Genomic DNA, 20,407 nt, shown 5'->3' on the forward strand with positions numbered 1-20,407 from the left:
GGGGCATGACCCGTTACGCCAAACGCTATTGGATCCTCGCCGCCGCGCTCGCCGCGCTCGCCGGCTATGTCGATGCGATCGGGCTGCTCAAAATGGGTGGCCTGTTCGTGTCGTTCATGAGCGGCAATTCGACGCGCTTCGCGGTCGGACTCGCGGTGGATCATGCAGCGGCGGCGACCGCGGCGCCGCTGATCGCGGCCTTCGTCGGCGGCGTGATGGTGGGGACGATCCTGACCCGGATCGCCGGCGACCGCCGCAAGCCCGCCGCGCTGATCGGCGTGACGCTGCTGCTCGCCGCGGCGGCGGCGAGCGAGGGCCGGGCGTCGACCGCGCCCACCACCGCGCTGCTCGCCGCGGCGATGGGAATGACCAATACGGCGTTCCAGCACGACGGCGAGGTGAGCATCGGCGTCACCTATATGACCGGCACGCTCGTCAAGTTCGGCCAGCGGCTCGCGGCGGCGCTGATCGGCGGCCCGCGCTGGGCGTGGCTGCCCTATCTGGTGCTGTGGAGCGGACTGGTCGGTGGGGCCTGGCTCGGCGCCACCGTCTATCCCGATTACGGGCGCGGCGCGATCGAGGCGGCGGCGGCCGTCGCGGCGCTGCTGGCCGGCTATGCCGCCTGGCTCGGCCCCGCCGGCCGTGATGCGGCGCGGCGGGGGCGGGGCTAGGCGGCGATCGGCATCGGCTCGCATCGCGCGCTGAGGTCGAGCTCATGCCCGACCGTCGCCGCAGGCTGGCTGCGCGCAGGCGATTCGCGCGGCGTCGTGCGGCCGGTCGGGCAGAAGCCGAGCTTGCGCAGCACCGCGCCCGACGCCGGATTGTCGGCGAAATGCCAGGCGGCGAGTCGCTCGATCGGCAGCGCATGCCGCGCCATTGCGACCACCGCGCGTCCCGCCTCGGTCGCATAGCCGCGCCCCCAGGCGGACGGCGTCAGCCAATAGCCGAGGTTGGGCGTGCCCTCCTGCTCCGATATGCCGATCCCGCCGATCAGCGCGGGCGCGCCGCCGCCGTCATGCGCGACGATGACGAAGCGCGGTTCGTCATGCGGCCGCGGCGCGGCGCAGAACGCCTGCGCGTCGGCGAGCGTATAGGGGCTGGGGACGCGCAGCAGCATGCGCAGCACCGCATCATGGCCGATCGCCTGCGCCAGCGCGCCGGCATCCTCGGGCCAGGGTGGCCGCAGCGTCAGTCTCTTCGTCCGGGCGAACATTCTCGCTCTCTCCTTGGCCGCGCCCGTGCCACGCATCTGTGACGCGGCAGGGACAAAAGGTTGGGGGAGCAAGAAAAAAGGGAGCCGGATGACCCGTCTCCCTTGATTGGTGGGCACTGGCTGGCAGTGCGACCGGGTCACCCTGGTGGGTAACCCGGCTGGTTACCCGATGTTATTCGGCGGCTTCCGCCATAATCTGCACCGAGCAGAATTTACGGCCGAGCTTGCCCTCGTGGAACGCCACGCGGCCGTCGACGAGCGCAAACAGGGTATGATCCTTGCCGATGCCGACATTGGCGCCCGGATAGAATTTGGTGCCGCGCTGACGCACGAGGATGTTGCCGGCGATCGCTTCCTGACCACCGAACTTCTTCACGCCGAGACGACGACCGGCCGAATCGCGACCGTTGCGCGACGAACCGCCTGCTTTCTTATGTGCCATGCTGCTCTACTCCTGTGCGCGCTGGGCTCAGCCGACCGAAACGATCTTGAGGATCGTGTGGTTCTGGCGATGGCCGTTCTTGCGGCGATAATTGTGACGGCGGCGCTTCTTGAAGACGATGACCTTCTCGCCCTTCGCCTGCGCGACGATCTCGGCGGCGACGGTGAGGCCCTCGACGCTCTTCAGCTCCGAGCCTTCGCCCGCGAGCAGGACGTCACCCAGCGTGATCGATGCACCGGCCTCGCCGTCCAGCTTCTCGACGACGATCTTGTCTCCGGCGGCGACGCGATACTGCTTGCCGCCCGTGCGCACGACTGCGAACATGGCTTTAGTCACTTCCCAAAAAACATATGCCCGCGCGGGAAGGCCCGGCGGGATGAGCGGTGGCAGCTAAGGAAAAGGCGCGCCGCTGTCAACCACCCGCCGCCCGATTCTGCTGGCGGGCCGGCGCCTAGTGGCGATGTTCGCGGCGCAGAGCGTAGCGGCCGTCGGCATAACCGGTGAACAGCCCGCTGATCGCCGGGTGATCGATCGGCTCGTCACTGTCGTCGGCGACTAGATTCTGCTGGCTGACGTAGGCGATGTAGCTCGATTCCATATTCTCGGCGAGCAGATGGTAGAAGGGCTGGTCCTTGGTCGGCCGGGCGCTTTCGGGAATCGCCTCATACCATTCGTCGGTGTTCGAGAAGACCGGATCGACGTCGAAGATCACGCCGCGGAAGTCGAACAGGCGATGCCGCACGACGTCGCCGATCGAGAAGCGCGCATGCGCCACCGCCGGCGCCTCGATCTCGGCGGCGGCAGCGGTACCAATAGGATCGTGACGAGGCATAGCGGTAATCTAGGGCGGTTTCTGCGCTGCACAAGCGGAAGGGTGTTGCCACCGCAAAACGAACCCGTTAGAGGCGCGCCCTCGACCGACCGATCGCGGGCCGCAGGGCCTTGCCGAAACGTCTTCTGCGGAGAGGTGGCAGAGTGGTCGATTGTACCGCACTCGAAATGCGGCGTGCCTTTACGGGCACCGAGGGTTCGAATCCCTCCCTCTCCGCCACTTCCACCGCCAGAATTATGCTGTCATCGCAGGTGCTCGCTGGGTGGCTCCGTCAAGCCAAGTGCACAGGCAGGTAATCGAACGCGGGTCCGGCTGGCATATGTTCCGCCCGCGCAAGCCCGCCAGTCCGTCCCGCTACTGCAACGCGTCTGCTGAGGTGATCCGCTCGGTGGTGCTGATGTACGTATGCTTCCCGTTGTCGCTATCGACCGTCAAGGAGCTGCTGTCCGGGCGGGGGATCGACATCTGACACGAGACGGTGTGCCGTTGCTGAAAGAGATTCGGCCCATTCTTTGCCGGCGATATCCGCCATCAGCGGGTGAGCCGGATGCGTGGCTTTCGCCATCGGCGGCGGCATCGGGACGAGATGTAGGTGAAGCTGAATGGCGAAAAGCTCCACCTGTGGCGGGCGTTCGGTCAGGAAGGCGAGGTGCTGGAAAGCTACGGACCAAGGCCCGTGACGAGGCGGCAGCGCTGACTTTCCTGGGGAAGGCACTGAAGGCCAGATGAGATCCCCGACGACGCGGTTCGGCGCGAATGCGAGGCCGCCCCTGCGCGGTCTTGACGATCACGACTACAAGCCGCTGATCGAGGGCATGATGAAGCGATTTCCAGAGGACACAGGGCCGGTCACCCAGGCCCGGGACGTCGCGGCTGCCGTGTTCGAGGCCGCGACCAACCCGGCCGCACCGCTCAAGATACCTGGCGGTGCAGATGCGATCGCCTGGATGGCGGACGCGGCCTGACGCGCGGAACCCGGCGGCCGGCGGGTAGCCACCCGCCGCTCGCCGGACGCCGCCCGAAGATCAGGCGGACGCGAGCCGCACGGCCGTCTCGCGATAGGCGTGCAGGGGCCGGCCGAGCAGGCTGGCCAAGCGCTCGCGGTCGCCGGCCGCGGGGATCATCCCGTCGCTGACGTAGCGCTCGGCCATCAGCCGCATCTCATAGGCCATCCAGCGCGGCATGACCGTCGCCATATTCTGTTCGAAGCCGCTGGGATCGTCGCCGCCATAGACGACGGGGCGGCCGAGGACGTCGGACCATATCGCTGCCACGTCGTCGCCGGTCAGCGTCTCGGGACCGACCACGTTGATCGTCTCGATCGATAGCTTGTCAGGTGCGCGGTCACGCCGGATCAGCTCGATCGCGGCGACCTCGGCGATGTCGCGCGCATCGACCATGGCCACGCCCCTGCCGCCGATCGGCATCGGATAGACATTGTGCTGAAGGATCACGTCCTTCACCATCGCCTCATTGTCGATGAAATAGGTCGGGCGCAGAATGGTGGCGCCGAAGTTCATCGCCTCGAGCATCCGCTCGGCTCCCGATTTGACCGCGAAATGGGGTACGTTGACGGCGCGGTCGGCGTCGAACACCGACAGATAGACGACGCGATCGACACCGGCCTCGCGCGCGACGTTGAGCGTGACGATCGCCTGGGTGAATTCGTCACCGGTCACCGCATTGAGCAGGAACAGCGTCCTGACGCCGATAAAGGCCGCGCGCAGGGAGTCGATATCGAGAAGATCGCCCTTGGCGATATCGACGCCGGTCGGAAACGCCGCCTTGGCAGGGTCGCGGGTGAGGACGCGGACAGAGGCGTTGCGAGCGACGAGCTGTTCGACGACGTGGCGGCCGACGCGTCCGGTGGCACCGATTACGAGGATGGTCATGAGGCTTCTCCTTGGGTCTTGCTGACCCGGGCAAGATGCGTGATCCATCGTACGGCAAATAGACGCGCAATCTGGACGCGCCGTCTCATGGGTGGAACGATATGGACCTGCTCGCGCTCGCCGATTTCACGCTCGTCGCCCGCCATGGTGGCTTCGGCAAAGCCGCGCGCGCCGCGCGCAGGCCCAAGGCGACGCTGTCGCGCCGCGTGGCGGAGCTGGAGGCCGCGCTCGACCTGCGTCTGTTCGAGCGCGGCCAGCGCGACCTCAAGCTGACCGAGGAGGGGCGGGCGCTGGCCGAAAGGGCAGGCGCTCTGCTCGCTGAGCTTGAGGAGACGACGATCGAGATCGCATCGGGCAGCGCAGCGGTCCGTGGGCGCCTCAGGATCAGCGCGCCCCTGCTCTTCTCCCAGACCGCGATGGGGCGGCTGGCGGCCGGATTCGCGCAGCGCCATCCCGATGTCCGACTGGAGGTCACGACCGACGACCGCGCGGTCGATATGGTCGAGGAGGGCTATGATCTGGTCATCCGGGTAAACCCGGCAGCGGACGATGCGCTGGTGGGCCGACCCTTCCTCCACGACCGGTTGGTCGTCGTTGCTGCACCTGAGCTATTGCCGCGGGCAGGCGGCATCTTTCCTGCCGTCGTGCGCGACCGCGATGTCGAGAGCAGCTGGACGATCGACACCGCCGATGGGCAACGCGCAATCGCGATCGATCCGGTGCTCCGAATGTCCTCGCTGGTCATGATCCGGGATGCGGCGCGTCTTGGTGCCGGCGTAGCGCGCCTGCCCCTGTCGCTGGTCAGCCGGGACATCGCAAGAGGGCGGCTGATGGCGTGGGGTGATGTCCCGACCTCACGCGTCGCGCTATGGGCGCTCTACCCCTCGCGACGCCTGCTGAACGCCAGGGTGTCGGCGTTCCTGGCGTTCCTGCGGCAATCCTTCCCGGACGGGACGGCCGAGGAACTCGCCGCCTATCTGGATGATCGCTGCTGACCCTCAGCGGCAATGCCGTGTGTGGGGCGATGCTGCCATCTTCGCGCAATCGCGCCGTCCGGCGGGTGGAGCATCATCGCGTCGCGTCGAGAATGACGGCGACGGTCTCCTCCGGCATGTCCCACATCGGAAAGTGGCCGCTGCCGTCAAACCAGTGGAGCTCGGCGCCGGGAAAGGCTGCCTGCGCGCGCGCAGCCTGTCTGGGGAGGCAGAGCCGGTCGTGCCTGCCCCATCCGATGACGACCCGGCCGGTGCCGGCAGCGGCGGGACCGGACTGCTCAGGTCCCGTGGCAAGGCTCCGCACCAGCGCATCGAACGTCGGCGTTGTACTGAGACCTTCCAGCTCGGTCGCGACGGTCTCCCCGTCAAGCGCCCAAGGACGCGCGGAGAGCTGAGCGAGCAGCGCCGTGCGCGACGCTGCATTCCGGCTCAACGCCGGCAGGCCTGGCCGGATGGCCCGCAGCAAGCGGCCGGAGGCGCCGATGGTGGTCCTGAAGAAGGTGCGCTCCCAGCCTCGCCAGAAGCCGCCCGGATCCAGCGCGACGACGTTGCCGACGAGTCCGCGCCGCGCGAGCTCCAGCACGATCCGCGCGCCCATCGAACTGCCGACGACATCGACGCCGGACAAGCCGGCCTCCGCGATGTAACGCTCCACGCTGCCGACCAGACCATCGAACGTCCCGCTGTCGGATTCGGCAAGGGTAGCCCCATGGCCGGGAAGGTCGACCGCGATGACCTTCCGCGAGGCGCTGAGTGGCGCCAAGACGGTGCTCCACGATCGCCAACTCCCGCCCAGGCCGTGGATCAGAAGCAGTGTGCGGCCAGTGCCGCGCTCGATCGTGTTCATGCCGTCTCCGCCTCGTCGTTGTGAGACGCTCAACGAGCCCGGTCGCTTCGCGGGCCCGCCTTTTCTCGGCCGATCTCGGCTGACGGGCGCTGGAGATCGGTCGCAGGGCCGATGCCGGACGGCGGTGGAGCCGGGGACGTCTGCCTGTTCAGCAAAAGGGTCCTTGGACATGAACGAGCGACCGCTTGCGAGTAGCGCTACGCCTGCACGAAATGGCCGATTTCGGGGCCAAGCTGACGTCAAAACTGTCAGCCTGGTATCGGCACCCCCATTTTCGTTGACCTGCCGTACCGTCCGGTTAACCCAGCGGATCCGATAATAGGAGGGGTAGGCATGGGCTGGCTGCGGGTGTGCGCTCTGGCGCTGGTATCGACGGTGGCGGTCTCCGCATCGACAGGCCTTTGCCAAGGCCGCGATTTGCCCGGCTCCAATCCGATCATCCGCGACACATTCCTTGCCGACCCAGCGCCGCTCGTCGTCGGCGACACCCTGTATCTCTACGTCGATCACGACGAGGCCAGGGATGGTGAGATGTTCAACATGCGGGAATGGATGGTCTATTCGACCACCGACATGAAGACGTGGAAGGCGTATCCGCCGATCCTGAACATCGCCGATCTGACATGGGCCAAGAAGGACGCTTGGGCGCCGCAGGCCGTTCAGAAGAACGGCAAGTTCTACCTTTACGTGCCGGCCGAGCATGATGATACGCACCCCGGCAAGGCCATAGGCGTCGCGGTGTCGGACAGCCCGACGGGGCCGTTCAAGGACGCGCGCGGATCAGCGCTGATCACCAACGAGATGACGCCCAAGGGTGAGCATAGCTGGGAGGATATCGATCCTACCGTGCTCACCGACCGCGATGGTACGTCGTGGATCGCGTGGGGCAACCGGCAGTGCTACATCGCCAAGCTCAAGCCCAACATGATCGAGCTGGACGGCCCGATCACCGAAATCACGCCGCCCCATTATGTCGAGGGGCCGTGGCTGCATCGACGCGGGGACCTTTATTACCTCACCTATGCCTCGATGGATCCGACGGGCAAGGATCGCAACGAGCACGTTGCTTATGCCACCGCGCCGAGCATTCAGGGTCCGTGGACATATCGGGGAAAGCTGACCGGATCGGCGGCCAATAGCTTTACGATCCACCCCGGCATTGCCGAATTCAAGGGGCAATCGTACCTGTTCCTGCACAATGCATCGCTGACGATCGGTGACCAGAAAGGCGCATTGGGGCGGCGGGCGATCACGGTCGAGCATCTCCGCTACAATCCTGATGGTACCATGAAACCGGTGATCCAGACCCAAGCCGGTGTGTCGGTGCCGTCTGCCGAATAAGGACGGTAAGGACCTCTCGCCTGTCGAAGCCACAACCGCGAAGACCAGCCTGAGATTTGGCGGCGCGCGTATGACGGCGGCCGCTGAGCTAGCCTCGGCCGCTATTGCGTGCCCGCCGATCTGAGTCGAACGGCTGGCGTAGATTGGGGCAGGGAAGCGGCATGGAATGACCGCATCTGGGGCGTCGACACGAAGGAAAGTCGCAGCAGGCGCCTGGTGCAGTCCGCCTGCGGCGAATGTAACTATGCCGTCAGCACCAATAGGGTGTCGAGGCCGCAGGTCGCCAGTTTTTCAGGCAGGAAATTCGCCAACGCCCACCCGCGGCCGGGCGGCTGCGACTGTCCCGCTTCATTCCTGCCACGGTTGATCTGCAATAAGGTGACGGAACCGGTAAAGTCCTGCCCTATCCGCTTCACATATCGAGACGAAGTGACGCCCGCACCATTCGTGGCGCGCCGGGATAGATCCACAAGGCGCTGTACGAACTGGCGGAATAGCGTTGATCGAGCAGATTGTCGGCCTCGAGACGGAACCGAACCCCCTCGAATAGCGGCGCTTCGATCGCCGCCTTAATCTTCACGTATTGCGGTAGCAGCACCGGATTGGCGGTGAGCGATCCCGCCCGATTGCCGACATAAGCGGCGCCCCCGATCAGCTGCCAGTTGCCACGGGTGGTCGGAATGCGATGGACGACCAGCAATGTGCCCGCGTGCTCCGGCACGTTCAGGACGTCCGGTGTCGGAAACGTCGTGTCATCCGCCTTCGCATCGAGCCATGCGTAATTGGCCACGATCTGCCAGCGATCGCCGAGCCGCGCTGACGCGTCGAATTCGATACCGCGGCTGACGATGCGACCGACGGGTGCAAGGAAGTTCGCATCAACAGGATCGGTCGTCAGGATGTCCTGCTTACGGATGTCGAACCATGTTGCCGCCAGATCGACACCCGGCAGCTTGGCCGCCACCCCGACCTCGTAGCCGCGACCCGTTTCCGGGCCGAAGCCCGCGCCGTTGCGATCCGTACCGGTGTTCAGCGCAAAGTTCTCACCCCAATTGGCGTGCACCGCGATTACGTCCGTGACGCGGTAGCGCACCCCGGCGCGGACGTGGACGGGCTCGTCGATGTTGCGGCCGACGCCGCCTGTGTTGTTGTTGACGATCGTCTGCCGGTACGGATCGATCCGTGCGCCGCCGACCAGCGTCAGCCGATCGGTGACGTCCCACATGTCCTGTATGTAGACTGTGCCTGCCCAGCGGCTCTCGTCGTTGTTGGTGAAGGGCCGCAATGGGGCTGCCACCGATCCATAGACCGGATTGTAGAGGTCGATCGCGTAAGGAACGGCAGCCGAGGGGTTGATGCGCAGCCAGCGTTCGCCGTAGAAAAAGCGATACCCCTTTACGCCCGCGCTGACCCGGTGCCGCCCGATCTGTCCGGCGAGCTCCAGGCGTGCTGACAGATCGTCGACACTGAAGTCACGCGATCGGCGCTGGCGCCACAAGGCGTTGCCGACGATGCGCGACTGGTCGGCCGACAGGCCCTTCAGCGTTCCCGTCCGCCAGACCACACCGCCCTTCAGCGTCCAGCCACCACCGAGCTCCGCCAGACCGGTCACCTGGTGCTGGTCCTGTCGGGATTTGGTGGTGCCGTTCAATGGTTCGCCGTAGTAATTCGAGCGGGGCAAGGCGTTGGCATCGCCGTTGATCGCCGGAATGCCGCGGTCGAACGGCGTGTCGTATCGGCTGAACTCACCGGTATAGGTGAGGCGTAGCGCTTCACTCGGCTGCCAGGTCAGTGACGGCGAGACAACGCGCCGGCGCAGCGGGACGGCATCGCGCCATCCATCGCTATCCTCGCCTGCGACGACGATCCGGGCAGCCACGGTCTCGATTAATGGGCCGGTGGCGTCGAGCTCGACACGCCGCGTATGGAACGCGCCATAACTGACCATCGCATCGGCATGCGGCGTGAAACGGGGCACCTTGGTCACGATGTTGACCCGGCCGCCGGGATCGACATCTCCGAACAAGGCACCCGCTGGGCCTTTCAGGACCTCGACCCGTTCGGTCGTCGCAGGGTCGCGCGGCGGGGCCATGCCGCGATTGGCGAGGAAGCCGTTCAGATAATATTCCGCGCCTCCGTCCGGGGTGCCGAGAAACCCGCGGACCGCGAAATTGTCGATGACCCCGCCACGGTTGTTCTGTTGGCTGAAACCGCTGACGAGTTCGAGGGCGTCGCTCAGCCGGTACGTTCCTGCCGCATCCAGGATGTCGCGTTCGATCGATCGGCTCGACTGTGACATGCGTTCGGTGACGCGATCCGACGATAGCGCACGATCGGCGGTGTCACGGGTGCCTAGCACGACGATTTCGTCCTCGTCGTCTCGTCCGGACGTCTCCTGCGCGTCCGCAGAGAGCGGCGCGACGCCGAGCGCGAGGGTGCAGGCAAAGGCAGAGGTATGCAGTCGTGGACGAAGGAACCTGAAGGACATTGTTGCTCCGGAATGCGGCACCTGCATGCGCTACTCGGCATGCGTAATGTTGCAACATATCATAATGCTTGCATGCTGCAATGCGCTAATTCCTGCCTATCGGCAACGGCTGCGTCTGACAGCGGCTTGCATCAAGCAGATCTGACGGCGCCGTTGTGCAGTACATCAGATCGGCCATCTCGTTCCGCTCGCCCAATTGGGAGAGCGTCGGCAGCGTGTTCCGTTTGTTCCGGCGCTTGTGACCCGAGGGGCAAAAAGGCCTCCGCGGCAAAGACATTTGCCTGGCCCGCAGCGCCGAGCGATATAGTGCCACACCTAAAGGGGAGGGCAAAATGCCACAGACGACAAGGCGCGGCGTAGTTGCCGGCATGGCAGCGGTCGGTGCTAGCGTTATCGTCAAACCGGCGTTTGCGATGGACAATGCGGATCCCGACTTTGGGCCGAATGTCTTGCTCGTCGACCCCGGCGCGCCAGACGCACAGGCGACGATCGCCCGCTGGTTCGGTGAGCAGGAGCGGGCCCATTTCACTGACCGACGCCTCGCCATCTTGCTGAAACCGGGTAACCATCACCTCGACATCAACGTCGGTTTCTTCACGCAGGTCGCCGGGCTGGGCACCACGCCAGGCGACGTAACCGTGACCGGCCATGTTCATGCCGAGGCGGACTGGGCAAACGGCATGGCGCTGGTCAATTTCTGGCGCGGGGCGGAAAATCTCACTGTGCGGCCGCCTGATGGCAAGGATCGCTGGGCTGTGTCGCAGGCGGCGCCCTATCGCCGCATCCATCTCGCCGGCGATCTGGCGTTGGACGACGGCGGTTGGTCGAGCGGCGGCTTCATGGCGGACTGCTGCGTCGACGGCACGATCCGATCCGGTACGCAGCAGCAGTGGTTCACCCGGACCAGCCGCATCGACGGCTGGCAGGGGTCGAACTGGAACATGATGTTCATGGGCGGCCCGGGCGCCCCGGCGACAAGCTTTCCTGCGCCGCCCTACACTACGCTGCAGACCGTGCCGGTGATCCGCGAGAAGCCGTTCCTGTGCGTCGGTCCGGACGGTGCGTGGAGCATATTCGTCCCGTCGCTGCGCCGCGATGCGGCGGGCGTATCGTGGGATGGAACGCCGGGCGGCCGCCACGTGCCGCTGCGCGACGTGCTGATCGCCGATCCGGCGACACCGGTGGCGACGATCAATCGCGCACTTGCCGCGGGGCGCCATCTGGTATTGACGCCGGGCGTGTACCGGCTGCGCCAGCCACTGCGGGTGACGCGAGCCGATACGGTGATCCTTGGACTAGGACTGGCAACCCTGCTCGCCGAGGGCGGCACGGCGGCGCTCACCGTGGCCGACGTGCCTGGGGTGACGATTGCCGGGCTGCTGATCGACGCCGGACCGCAGAACTCGCCTGTGCTGATGCAGATCGGGCCGCGTGGGGCGGATGGCGACCACGGCGACCGTCCAACTTTGCTGGCCGACCTGTTCTTCCGTGTTGGCGGAGCCGCTATCGGCAATGCCGGCACCTGCCTGGAGATCAACAGCCATCATGTCATCGGCGATCACCTGTGGATCTGGCGCGCCGATCACGGCGATCGCGACGGCGGGCGGGTCCATGTCGGCTGGGACGAGAGCCGAGCGACGCACGGCCTGGTCGTCAACGGCGACCACGTCACCTGCTACGGGCTGTTCGTCGAGCATTTCCAGGGCTGGCAGACGCTGTGGAACGGCGAGGATGGGCGGACCTTCTTCTACCAAAACGAATTGCCGTACGATCCTCCCAGCCAGCGCGGCTGGCGCGCGGACTCGCCACGGGGCTGGGCGGCCTACAAGGTCGCTGACCACGTCCGTCGGCACGAGGCGGTAGGAATGGGCATCTACGCCAATTTCACCGCCGATCCTTCGATCGTGCTCGCCAGCGCGGTCGAGGTGCCGGATGTGTCTGGCGTACGTGTGTCAGATGTGACGACAATCTCACTCGGCGGCGGCAAGGGGACGATCGCGCATCTGGTCAACGGGGCGGGGGAGGCGGCCCGTCCGGGCAGCACGCGCCAGACGCTGATCCGTTATGGCGGCGGGGCCTGACCCCGGTGGATGCGGCTAGCCGATCGACAAGAAGGCGGTGACGGTAAGGCGGCCAAGGGCGGGATCGGGCGACAGCATCGCATCGGCAGCGATTGCGCCGCTGTGCAACAGCTGACTGCGATAGAGGATGGCACGGTTGTAGCGACCCTCCGCCCCGCCGATCCGCTCGAACAGCGGGGTGTCGTCGAGAATATAGCCCTCCGGCGGAATCGCAGCGACCTCGTCCTGCAATCGGCCGAAGAACACGGGCGCGCGGGTGTCGTCGATCGTTTCAAAACCGGTGGTGCGGTGGCGGAAGAAGGCGGTGCCGTCGCGATGGGCGGGCGACAGATAGTGGACCATCGCTATTCGGTCGCGGCCATAGGCGTCCACGTGCGGCACGCGCTGACGGATGTCGAGCGCATCTGGCCGAGCGGTGACGATCGAGAAACTGGCGTCGACCACGCTGATCTGACGGTGAGGCCCGAACCGGCGGCCCAGTGACTCAGCGATCACCGGGAATTGATCGCGGAAATACCCGTCCGGCAACGGTGCCCGCAGGCCGGGGTAATGATGACCGGCGGGTTCGAAGGCAGCCGCTACGGCGGCCTGACGCAAGCTGTCGGGATGAGTCGCGAAGTCGTCGATCACGACCAGCGGCTCCCCCTCTTGCCCGAGCCGCTGCACAGAGATGGCAGGGCGCTTCACGCCAGCGATCTCGGGGCCGCGGTGGAGGCGCGGATCGTCAGTGTCGCGGGCACGATGATCGGCTCAGCGGCCTCGGGAGCCGGATCGCCGATCACACGTTTCACCGCGCATGCCGTCAGCTCCGCGATCGGCTGGACAATCGCGGTTAGCGGCGGAGCGACGAAGCGGACGATCGGCGTGTCGTCGAAGCTGAGGATCGACAGGTCGCCGGGTACGTCGAACCCGCGTTCGCGCGCCAGTTCCAGCGTCGCCAGCGTCATCTGGTCGCTGCACGCTATGATCGCAGTCGGCGGCACTGCGCCGTCGAGCAACGCCGCGGCTGCCGCCCGACCGGAGGCAAAGCCAAAATCGCCGACGGCAAGAAGGTCGTCGGTGGGCAGCCCGGCGTCCGCCATCGCCGCGAGCCAACCCTCGGTGCGCCAGCCGCTCAATTCATAATCGTCCGGACCGGCGATGAAGCCAATGCACCGGTGGCCGAGCGCGATCAGATGCTCGGTGGCGAGCCGCGCCGCCCCCGCCTCGTCCATCGCCACGGCAAAGCCGGGTCCGGCGATCCGCGAGCCGATCCGGGCAAAGGCGATGCGATGCTCCTCGAGCAGGCAGGTAATCAGCGTATTTTCGGAATGCGGCGGGGTCAGGATGACGCCATCGGGCCGGATGGCGGCGATCGCAGCGCGTAGCTCGCGCTCGATATGGTCGCTGTGCGTGTCGACGAGCTCGACGATCATCCGATAGCCGTGCTCGGCACAGGTCAGCAGACCGCCGAGCAGCATCTGGTCGACCCAGTCGGTGCCTTGGCGATCGCGCCATCCGGCGATGGTCCGCTCGCGGTCGTTGAGCGCAACGATCAGATAGGAGCGCGATCCCGCCATCCGCTGCGCGGCGATCGACGGCACGTAGCCGAGCCGCTCGATGGATGCCTTCACCCTGGCCAACATTTCCGGCCGGACGCTCGGCTCCTTGTTGATGACGCGACTCACCGTCTGAAGCGATACGCCCGCATCCGCCGCAACGTGACGGATGGTGACCGCTTGCCGACGCCGCGCCATCAGGTCGGCGCCGCGCCGCAATAGCGCGACACATAGTCGCTGTGCGCCGGAAGGCCGCGCACCGTCGTCGCGATACCCTGGCGCAAGCCGGAGAGGAAACGGTCAAGCTCCTCGTCGGGCAGCTTGGCGGCGATCGGATGACGCGCTGCGGGGGTGATGCCCTGACCGAGCATCACCTGGATCCAGCTGTTCTCCGCGAACAATTCGTCGTTGCGGCGGAAGACGCGCCCGGTCTCGCGGAACAGGCCGATCTTCTGCGCAAGACTGTCGGGGATATCCATTGCTGCGCACTGACGCCAGAACGGCGAATCCCGCCGCTCGGTGACCTTGTAATGGAGGATCAGGAAATCGCGGATCTGATCCATGTCGGTCAGCTGCTGATCGTTGAATTCGGCGATGTCGTGCGGCGAGATCGCGCCGGCCGCCGGCAGCAGCCGGATCAGGCGCAGGATCGCCCGTTGGATCAGGTGGATGCTGGTCGATTCCAGCGGCTCCATGAAACCGCCAGCGAGCCCGATGGCGACGCAGTTGCGATGCCACTGCTTGCGCCGCGCACCGGTGACGAAGCGCAGCATGTTGGGCTCGGTCAGCACCTTGCCCTCGACATTGCCGAGCAGTCGGTCGAGCGCCGCCTCCCGCGTCAGATACCGGCTGCAATAGACGATGCCGTTGCCGACGCGATGCTGCAGCGGGATCCGCCACTGCCAGCCGGCATCGTGCGCCATCGCGCGGGTATAGGGCACCGGTGGCCGTACGCTCTCGGTCTGCACTGCGATCGCGCTGTCACAAGGCAGCCAGTGCGTCCAGTCGTCGTAGCCGACATGGAGCGCCTGTTCGATCAGCAGCGCGCGAAAGCCGGTGCAGTCGACGAACAGGTCGCCCTCGACCCGGCTGCCGTCGTCGAGCACCAGCGCGGCGATGTCGCCGCTTTCGCCGTCGAGGTCGACGCGGGCAATCCTGCCCTCGATCCGGCGGGCGCCGTCGCTTTCCGCCATGCGGCGCAGAAACCGGCCGTAGAGCGTCGAATCGAGCTGATAGGCGTAGCTCAACCGGTCGTCGGGCAGATGGGCGAATTTGCTCTCGCGCGCCGCGATCAGTTCCAGACAGTAATCGTCGTAGGATTGCTGGTGGCCGCGCGCCTGCCCCTCCAACCAGAAATGCTGGAAGCCGGCGGCCCAATGGTCCTTGCCGGTCAGGCCGAAGGCGTGAAAATAGCTGTCGCCGGGACCTTTCCAGCCGTCGAACTGGATGCCCAGCTTGAACGTCGCTTGGGTCGCCGCCATGAATTCGGCCTCGGTGATGCCGAGCAGGCGATTGAAGGTGATCAGCGGCGGAATCGTCGATTCGCCGACGCCGACGGTGCCGATCGTGTCGGATTCCACCAGCGTGACGGCGGCAGTACGGCCGAGCGTGCGGGTCAGCGCGGCGGCGGTCATCCATCCAGCGGTGCCGCCACCTGCGACGACGATACGGCGCGGCATCGGCGCAGTCATCGGCTGAGCGCCCGCAACAGATAGCTGCGCAACCGGCTCGCCAATTCGGGTGTCATCGGGTCAAGCACGCCGCGGCCGCCCTCGGGCACATGCGCGGTGACCTGATCGTCGTTCTGGAAAACGTAGTAATCGAACATGTCCCGCCAATGCGCCTTCTGATCTGGAGGCAGGTCACGGATCGCCATCAGCGCGTGGTTGAGCGCCTCCTGCGGCTGGCCGAGCCAGCGCGGCGTCTCGCGCCACCAGTAATTGACCAGCACATTGAAGTCCTCCAGGCCTTCGACGTGGTGCCACCACAGGGCCGGAATGTAGAGCGCGTCGCCGGGCGCCATCTCGACCGTAAGGCCATGCGCCATCGCCTCGGCGAAGCGCGGATGGCGCGCGAGGTCGGGCGCGTGGAAGTCGACCATGCTGATCGCGCGGCCCGCCGGCGTGTTGTCGACCGGGCCGAGGTAGAGGTTGCGAAACTGTTCGCGCGGAAACAGTGTGAAGCGGCGGCGACCGGCGGCGACGACCGCGAGATTGTTGGGCACGTCGTTGTGCGCGGCGATGCGGGTGCGCGTGCCGATCCAGATGCTGGCGAGCGGTTCGCGGTCGCCGAGGTCGATGTGGTTGGCGGCGTGGAGTCCGTCGAAATACTGGTGGACGTCGATCGAGGCGAGATAGACCGTCGGCGCCTGCGGCTGGCCGGCGAAGGCTGCGATGCGTGCAAAAATGTCAGGCAGCTTCGCGTCGAAGGTGCGGAAGTTCATCGCCATCGCATCGTCGTAGAACAGCCGTCCGCCACTGCCCGGCTGGCCGACCGAGACGGTGAACGGCCGGTCGCGGTGATGGCGCAGCAGATAGTCGCGGGCGGCGTCGGCGGACTCGAGTCCCGCCCTGACCAGTGGCCAGTGAGCGGCGAGGCCGCGGATCACGAACGGCGCGTCCGCGCCGCGCAATCGGGCGTCAAGCGCCGCGGCGTCGGCGACCTGCTCCTCCGGTACGCGGGCGAGGCCCGCCAGAGGGCCGGGATCGGCCTCAGCCACGCGCCAGTTGCCGGTTACGACGCGCGACGAGATCGCCGATATGAGCGAGCGAAGCGATCGCCATGTAGATCGGGAGAAGATGCTGATCGGCATTCAGCTCCGCGAACGCTGCTCCATCAAGCGACGCGAGACGATCTTCGTTGATAATGTGGAACCCGACGAGCCGATTGGTCGAGCCGTCGTCCAAGGTCACTTCCAGCGTGAATGGCTCCAGCAGGTCGTAGCGCTGCAAGGCCTCGAAGAAGTCCGCCGATGCACGATAGCCCTCATCAAGCGCGCCGAGCTGTTCGGCCACGCGCTCCAGATAGGGCGTCGGCTGACCTGTTTCGTCGAAGATGCGGTCGCCGGTGCCATCGGCGGCAATTCGTGGCGAAGCGAGATCGATGTGCACCTGCTTCGCAGCGTCGTCGTCCGGACCGCCGCCGATCAGGAACGGCTGGACGTCCATGGCCAGCGGCCGATAGCCCGCGTCCCACGTGCCGGCGTCGAGAAACAAATTCTCGCCGTTTTCGAAGCCGAACATGGCGAGCGCGGTATAGCGGTCGCGGGCGTCGTTGAGACGGAATAGAATGGGATAGGCGCTCTGCACCGCCCGGAATTCGGTCGGGACGGTGATGCAGCACATCTGCCCGTCGCCGAGCGCGCCGTCGCGCGCGCTATTGATGCGCAGATCGCGATGCGCCTCCACGGTAAGGATCGCGTGCTGGCTGGTCATCGAAGGTCTCGCCGGTAAACGTCCACGAAGAACATGGCCGCAAGGCCTGCCGCGCCCCGGGAAAAAAAGCCAGCCTTCTCTGACGAGGAGGCTGGCAGGGGATGGGCAGGATCAGAAGGTGAAGCGAACGCCAGCCGAATAGCGGGCATCCTGCTTGTTGACGAAATTGACATTACGGTCGGAACGCAAGTGACCGCTGCGGTTCTCGCCCAGGATATTGATGCCCTCGACAAACACCGCGACCATTGGCGTGATCGCATAACTCGCGCTGCCGTCGAGCTGGCCGTACGTATTGACGTAATAGGGATTGGTGCCGGAGCCTGACAGATATCCCTTGCGCCAATTATACGCCGCGCGGGCATTGATGCCATATTTGTCGAAGAACAATACGGCATTGGCGCTGTCCGACAATCCCGTGATCGCAAACTGCGGGATGCTCGACGGCAGCAGGTTGTTGTAGTCGCGATTGCCGTTGACGATCGTGTAATTCAGGATCGTGCCGAAGCCGGTGTTCCAGAAATTGTGCTGGATCGCGAATTCAAACCCGTTGACGGCCGCGGTCTGGCTGCTGTTGAACGGCGTCGTGATGATGAAATTGACCGACGGATCACCGGGGCCGGCGAGCAATGCGCCGTTCTTGCCGACATATTGCGGGAAGTTCGCCGCATAGTAATTCTGGATGAAGGCGAAGGTCCCGTCATAGCCCGGCGCATTGATCGCCGCCTGATAGCGAGGACCATTCGTCGTCACGCCGTTCAGCGTCGTGGTCGGCGCGGTGACTCCCGGAATGATCGTGTTGATCTGCGTAGAGCCGATATAGTTGGCGACGTCCTTATGGAAGTAGCCGACCGAGATATAGTCTTCCTTGCCGTAATACCATTCTGCCGACAGGTCGACGTTCTTGGACTTGTAGGGGATCAGGTTCGGATTGCCGACGCGCCCGGTGCCGCCGCCAACGCGGAACAACTGGTCGATGTTTCGACCGCCCTGCAGGCTGCCGTAATCCGCACGGGTGATCGTGTGGCTGTAAGACGCGCGGAGCTTGACGTTGCGAAGCGGCGCGATGTCGACGTCGATCGATGGCAGCCAGTTGTTGTAGCTGCCCTTAAAGGTGGTGAAGCCACTGCCCGAATAGATGACGTTGAATTCGTTCTGCGAATTCTGCTGGCCGCCGGTCGGAGTCGGCACCAGTGCGCTCGCCGAAACGTCCGTGTTCTCGTACCGGATGCCGGCGATGAAGTGGCCGGTGCCGGCGAGCAGGTCGAACTTGCCGTTGAACTGGAAGTAGGGCGCCACGGTCTTCTCGCGGATCCGCGAGTCGGTCGTGTAGGGCAGCAGGCACTGCAGGTTGCCGCCGCAGGTGCCATAGGCCTTGTCGGTCAGCGCCAGTGCGGTCGGCAGGTCGAACGTAAAGAACGACTGGATGATATTGGGATCGTTGCTGCCGCTGATACCAGAGAATTTATCTGGGATGCTGGTCAGCGTAAAGATGTTGTCGGGGAGCAGGGCCGCCGCGGCAGCGCGCTGCGCCGGCGTGCTGCCACCGGCACCGCCCCAGGTGTCGTTCTGGAGCACGCTGTACGCCGAGCGCACCTTGTTGTCGGTGTATTCGAAACCCCAGTCCAGGCTGTCCATGAAGCCCTGATTGTGGTCGTAATGGCCGCGGATCATGACCTGGTTGATCTCGTCGCGGAAATAGGAATTGCGGAAGGCGTTGCCGGTCGGGACGATGTTTGCCGCGTTAAGCGCGTCGACGCCCGGATACATATTGTACGAGATGACCGGCAGGTCTTTGTCGAAGTTCAGCGTCTGGTTCTGGATGCCGAAGATCGCGGTGCCGAACGAGTTGCTGTTGCCGTAGGGGCTGTCCGGCTTGGACACCGCGGTCGAGTGGTGGGCGTCCAGCGTCATCGTAACGCCGCCCGGAGCCTGCCAGGTCAGATTGCCGCCGAGCGACTTGTTTTCGCTACGCGTCGCAGTCTGCGACACCGAATAGGCGAGATCCTTTGCCTCCGCCGCGGTGAACCGCTCGGTGTAGAAGGACGGGCCGGCGACCGGGCCGTCGGTCCATGCGCTCAGCGTGTCGTTGTGATTGTACCAGATGCCGACGCTATTGTCGCGGACGTCGATCGTGTTGCGCGAATACGTATAGTCGATCGTTGCGGTCAGGCTGTCGATCGGACGGAATTGCAGCACGGCCTGGCCGTTGATGCGTTCGCGACGGCCGTTGACGACATCGTAGCCGCCGTTCTGCGGGACCTGATAGACGTCGGTCGCCGTCGGCCGGTTGGTGATGTTGGCGTAGCGCGGATCGCCAGGCTGGGCGAGTGAGCCCCAATTGTTCTCGTTGCCGAGATAGCCGTCGCGCCATCCGATGTTCGCCGAATTCGCGCTGAAGTTGCGACGCTGATAGGCGCCGGTAACGAGGATGCCGATCCGGTCGTCGGCGAAGGTGTCGGAGAAGATGCCCGACACTTCCGGTGTGATGTCCTTGTGGCCGTTCTGCGACGTATCGACGACGCCGCGGGCGGAAATCGAGCCGCGCAGCCCCGTCTTGTCGAAGGGGCGGGGGGTGCGGATGTTGATCACCGAGCCGATGCCGCCCGACGGCACGGTGGCGCGGCCCGACTTGTACACCTCGAGCGAGGCGACGCCTTCGGAGGCGAGGTTCGCGAAGTCGAACGAACGCGACGCCGGCGCGCTGTTGCCGTCGCCGATCGTCGAGGTCGGCATCTGCCGCCCGTTGAGCGTGACGAGATTGTATTCCGGACCGAAGCCGCGAACGGTGACGAACTGGCCTTCGCCGCTGGCGTTGCGGTCGATCGACACGCCGGTGATGCGCTGCAGCGATTCGGCGAGGTTGGTGTCGGGGAACTTGCCCATGTCTTCGGCGCTGATCGCGTCGACGATACCCTGCGCGTTGCGCTTCAGGTCGATCGACTCGCGCAAGCTGGCGCGGATGCCGGTGACGACGATGTCACCGTCGCCCTGGCCGACGTCGCCGCTCGCCGCAGGTGCCGGATCGGTCTGTGCGGGGCCGGGCTGACCCATCGTGGCGGAAGCATCCTGCGCCGCAGCGGCGGCCGGCAGGATAAAGGCGACGGTGGAAACGCCGATGGCAAATTGCGAAAGCAGGCGAGCACGAACGCTACGCATGATAATCCTCCCCGATAACGACGACGCGGCTGGACCGCTCTTGTTGATAACGTTCACTTGTGCGAAGCGATCAGGGCTGTCAAGTGAGCCAAAGCATTGAAAAAGCGATGACGTGAACGTTCACCGGATTTGCTGTTCAATTCCGCAG

General features: G+C 65.4%; 19 protein-coding genes and 1 tRNA gene. 6 read left to right on the plus strand and 14 right to left on the minus strand.

The window, feature by feature from the left end; genetic code table 11:
- Positions 1–5: 5 nt before the first annotated feature.
- On the plus strand, positions 6–671 hold the full coding sequence (locus tag V8201_RS04400) for a YoaK family protein (RefSeq protein WP_336544578.1): 666 nt from the start codon (positions 6–8) through the stop codon (positions 669–671).
- On the opposite strand, the gene V8201_RS04405 is transcribed toward V8201_RS04400, so the two are convergent.
- From V8201_RS04405 to hspQ, 4 genes are all read right to left on the minus strand, one after another.
- Positions 668–1,213, minus strand: a complete 546-nt coding sequence (locus V8201_RS04405; protein ID WP_336544579.1) for a GNAT family N-acetyltransferase — start codon at positions 1,211–1,213, stop codon at positions 668–670. The two genes, V8201_RS04400 and V8201_RS04405, sit on opposite strands and share 4 nt — an antisense overlap.
- A gap of 172 nt (positions 1,214–1,385) precedes the next feature.
- A complete protein-coding gene (rpmA, locus tag V8201_RS04410; protein WP_037534549.1) occupies positions 1,386–1,655 on the minus strand; it encodes a 50S ribosomal protein L27 in 270 nt (89 codons plus the stop codon).
- Positions 1,656–1,682: 27 nt separating this feature from the next.
- Positions 1,683–1,979, minus strand: coding sequence for a 50S ribosomal protein L21 (gene rplU / locus V8201_RS04415; protein WP_017979337.1), 297 nt, complete (start codon positions 1,977–1,979; stop codon positions 1,683–1,685).
- Positions 1,980–2,106: 127 nt separating this feature from the next.
- Positions 2,107–2,487 carry a heat shock protein HspQ gene (gene hspQ / locus V8201_RS04420; protein WP_037534546.1) on the minus strand — a complete coding sequence of 127 codons (381 nt, stop codon included), beginning with the start codon at positions 2,485–2,487 and terminating at the stop codon, positions 2,107–2,109.
- A gap of 129 nt (positions 2,488–2,616) precedes the next feature.
- Here hspQ and V8201_RS04425 point away from each other — a divergent pair.
- Both V8201_RS04425 and V8201_RS04430 read left to right on the plus strand, forming a co-directional pair.
- Positions 2,617–2,706: transfer RNA gene (locus V8201_RS04425), tRNA-Ser, on the plus strand.
- Between the two features lie 506 nt (positions 2,707–3,212).
- On the plus strand, positions 3,213–3,452 hold the full coding sequence (locus V8201_RS04430; RefSeq protein WP_336544580.1) for a hypothetical protein: 240 nt from the start codon (positions 3,213–3,215) through the stop codon (positions 3,450–3,452).
- 60 nt (positions 3,453–3,512) lie between these two features.
- On the opposite strand, the gene V8201_RS04435 is transcribed toward V8201_RS04430, so the two are convergent.
- Positions 3,513–4,379: an SDR family oxidoreductase gene (locus V8201_RS04435; protein WP_336544581.1), complete on the minus strand. Its 867-nt coding sequence runs from the start codon at positions 4,377–4,379 to the stop codon at positions 3,513–3,515.
- 101 nt (positions 4,380–4,480) lie between these two features.
- On the opposite strand from V8201_RS04435, the gene V8201_RS04440 reads away from it, so the two are divergent.
- Positions 4,481–5,374 carry a LysR family transcriptional regulator gene (locus V8201_RS04440; protein WP_336544582.1) on the plus strand — a complete coding sequence of 298 codons (894 nt, stop codon included), beginning with the start codon at positions 4,481–4,483 and terminating at the stop codon, positions 5,372–5,374.
- Between the two features lie 73 nt (positions 5,375–5,447).
- On the opposite strand, the gene V8201_RS04445 is transcribed toward V8201_RS04440, so the two are convergent.
- The gene (locus tag V8201_RS04445) at positions 5,448–6,221 is read right to left on the minus strand and encodes an alpha/beta fold hydrolase (protein ID WP_037534539.1); all 774 of its coding nucleotides are present in this window, start codon (positions 6,219–6,221) and stop codon (positions 5,448–5,450) included.
- Positions 6,222–6,554: 333 nt separating this feature from the next.
- Here V8201_RS04445 and V8201_RS04450 point away from each other — a divergent pair, with 333 nt between their 5' ends.
- The gene (locus V8201_RS04450) at positions 6,555–7,562 is read left to right on the plus strand and encodes a glycoside hydrolase family 43 protein (RefSeq protein WP_336544583.1); all 1,008 of its coding nucleotides are present in this window, start codon (positions 6,555–6,557) and stop codon (positions 7,560–7,562) included.
- Positions 7,563–7,974: 412 nt separating this feature from the next.
- Here the strand turns inward: V8201_RS04450 and V8201_RS04455 are convergent, their stop codons facing one another.
- Complete coding sequence (locus V8201_RS04455) at positions 7,975–10,077, minus strand: TonB-dependent siderophore receptor (RefSeq protein ID WP_336544584.1); 2,103 nt, start codon at positions 10,075–10,077, stop codon at positions 7,975–7,977.
- Between the two features lie 104 nt (positions 10,078–10,181).
- A complete protein-coding gene (locus tag V8201_RS04460) occupies positions 10,182–10,706 on the minus strand; it encodes a hypothetical protein (RefSeq protein WP_336544585.1) in 525 nt (174 codons plus the stop codon).
- Between V8201_RS04460 and V8201_RS04465 the strand changes: the two genes are divergently transcribed.
- Positions 10,689–12,131, plus strand: coding sequence for a pectate lyase-like domain-containing protein (locus V8201_RS04465; RefSeq protein WP_336544586.1), 1,443 nt, complete (start codon positions 10,689–10,691; stop codon positions 12,129–12,131). The genes V8201_RS04460 and V8201_RS04465 overlap by 18 nt on opposite strands.
- Before the next feature lie 15 nt (positions 12,132–12,146).
- Here V8201_RS04465 and V8201_RS04470 read toward each other — a convergent pair whose 3' ends face one another.
- The 6 genes from V8201_RS04470 to V8201_RS04495 all read right to left on the minus strand — a co-directional run bounded on the left by V8201_RS04470 (position 12,147) and on the right by V8201_RS04495 (position 20,259).
- Positions 12,147–12,818 (minus strand): DUF6445 family protein, encoded by a 672-nt coding sequence (locus tag V8201_RS04470; protein ID WP_336544587.1) that lies wholly within the window; start codon positions 12,816–12,818, stop codon positions 12,147–12,149.
- The gene (locus tag V8201_RS04475; RefSeq protein WP_271300258.1) at positions 12,815–13,867 is read right to left on the minus strand and encodes a LacI family DNA-binding transcriptional regulator; all 1,053 of its coding nucleotides are present in this window, start codon (positions 13,865–13,867) and stop codon (positions 12,815–12,817) included. Before V8201_RS04475 ends, V8201_RS04470 begins: the two co-directional genes overlap by 4 nt.
- A complete protein-coding gene (locus tag V8201_RS04480) occupies positions 13,867–15,360 on the minus strand; it encodes a tryptophan halogenase family protein (protein WP_336544588.1) in 1,494 nt (497 codons plus the stop codon). Before V8201_RS04480 ends, V8201_RS04475 begins: the two co-directional genes overlap by 1 nt.
- Positions 15,357–16,388 carry a cupin-like domain-containing protein gene (locus V8201_RS04485; protein ID WP_037534530.1) on the minus strand — a complete coding sequence of 344 codons (1,032 nt, stop codon included), beginning with the start codon at positions 16,386–16,388 and terminating at the stop codon, positions 15,357–15,359. Before V8201_RS04485 ends, V8201_RS04480 begins: the two co-directional genes overlap by 4 nt.
- Complete coding sequence (locus V8201_RS04490; protein WP_271300261.1) at positions 16,381–17,103, minus strand: SapC family protein; 723 nt, start codon at positions 17,101–17,103, stop codon at positions 16,381–16,383. Before V8201_RS04490 ends, V8201_RS04485 begins: the two co-directional genes overlap by 8 nt.
- A 111-nt stretch (positions 17,104–17,214) precedes the next feature.
- Complete coding sequence (locus tag V8201_RS04495; protein ID WP_336544589.1) at positions 17,215–20,259, minus strand: TonB-dependent receptor; 3,045 nt, start codon at positions 20,257–20,259, stop codon at positions 17,215–17,217.
- Between the last annotated feature and the right edge of the window lie 148 nt (positions 20,260–20,407).

It is taken from the genome of Sphingomonas kyungheensis, assembly GCF_037120395.1.
Taxonomy (GTDB): Bacteria; Pseudomonadota; Alphaproteobacteria; order Sphingomonadales; family Sphingomonadaceae; genus Sphingomonas; species Sphingomonas kyungheensis.

Excerpts from the sequence above, each read along its gene's own strand:
- rplU (WP_017979337.1), bottom strand. The coding sequence starts at position 1,979 with ATGTTCGCAGTCGTGCGCACGGGCGGCAAGCAGTATCGCGTCGCCGCC.
- rpmA (WP_037534549.1), bottom strand. The coding sequence starts at position 1,655 with ATGGCACATAAGAAAGCAGGCGGTTCGTCGCGCAACGGTCGCGATTCG.
- V8201_RS04495 (WP_336544589.1), bottom strand. The coding sequence starts at position 20,259 with ATGCGTAGCGTTCGTGCTCGCCTGCTTTCGCAATTTGCCATCGGCGTT.
- V8201_RS04405 (WP_336544579.1), bottom strand. The coding sequence starts at position 1,213 with ATGTTCGCCCGGACGAAGAGACTGACGCTGCGGCCACCCTGGCCCGAG.
- V8201_RS04490 (WP_271300261.1), bottom strand. The coding sequence starts at position 17,103 with ATGACCAGCCAGCACGCGATCCTTACCGTGGAGGCGCATCGCGATCTG.
- V8201_RS04460 (WP_336544585.1), bottom strand. The coding sequence starts at position 10,706 with ATGAACATGGCCGGTCACGGTTACGTCGCCTGGCGTGGTGCCCAGCCC.
- V8201_RS04445 (WP_037534539.1), bottom strand. The coding sequence starts at position 6,221 with ATGAACACGATCGAGCGCGGCACTGGCCGCACACTGCTTCTGATCCAC.
- V8201_RS04435 (WP_336544581.1), bottom strand. The coding sequence starts at position 4,379 with ATGACCATCCTCGTAATCGGTGCCACCGGACGCGTCGGCCGCCACGTC.
- V8201_RS04450 (WP_336544583.1), top strand. The coding sequence starts at position 6,555 with ATGGGCTGGCTGCGGGTGTGCGCTCTGGCGCTGGTATCGACGGTGGCG.
- V8201_RS04440 (WP_336544582.1), top strand. The coding sequence starts at position 4,481 with ATGGACCTGCTCGCGCTCGCCGATTTCACGCTCGTCGCCCGCCATGGT.
- V8201_RS04430 (WP_336544580.1), top strand. The coding sequence starts at position 3,213 with ATGAGATCCCCGACGACGCGGTTCGGCGCGAATGCGAGGCCGCCCCTG.
- V8201_RS04480 (WP_336544588.1), bottom strand. The coding sequence starts at position 15,360 with ATGACTGCGCCGATGCCGCGCCGTATCGTCGTCGCAGGTGGCGGCACC.
- hspQ (WP_037534546.1), bottom strand. The coding sequence starts at position 2,487 with ATGCCTCGTCACGATCCTATTGGTACCGCTGCCGCCGCCGAGATCGAG.
- V8201_RS04455 (WP_336544584.1), bottom strand. The coding sequence starts at position 10,077 with ATGCAGGTGCCGCATTCCGGAGCAACAATGTCCTTCAGGTTCCTTCGT.
- V8201_RS04475 (WP_271300258.1), bottom strand. The coding sequence starts at position 13,867 with ATGGCGCGGCGTCGGCAAGCGGTCACCATCCGTCACGTTGCGGCGGAT.
- V8201_RS04400 (WP_336544578.1), top strand. The coding sequence starts at position 6 with ATGACCCGTTACGCCAAACGCTATTGGATCCTCGCCGCCGCGCTCGCC.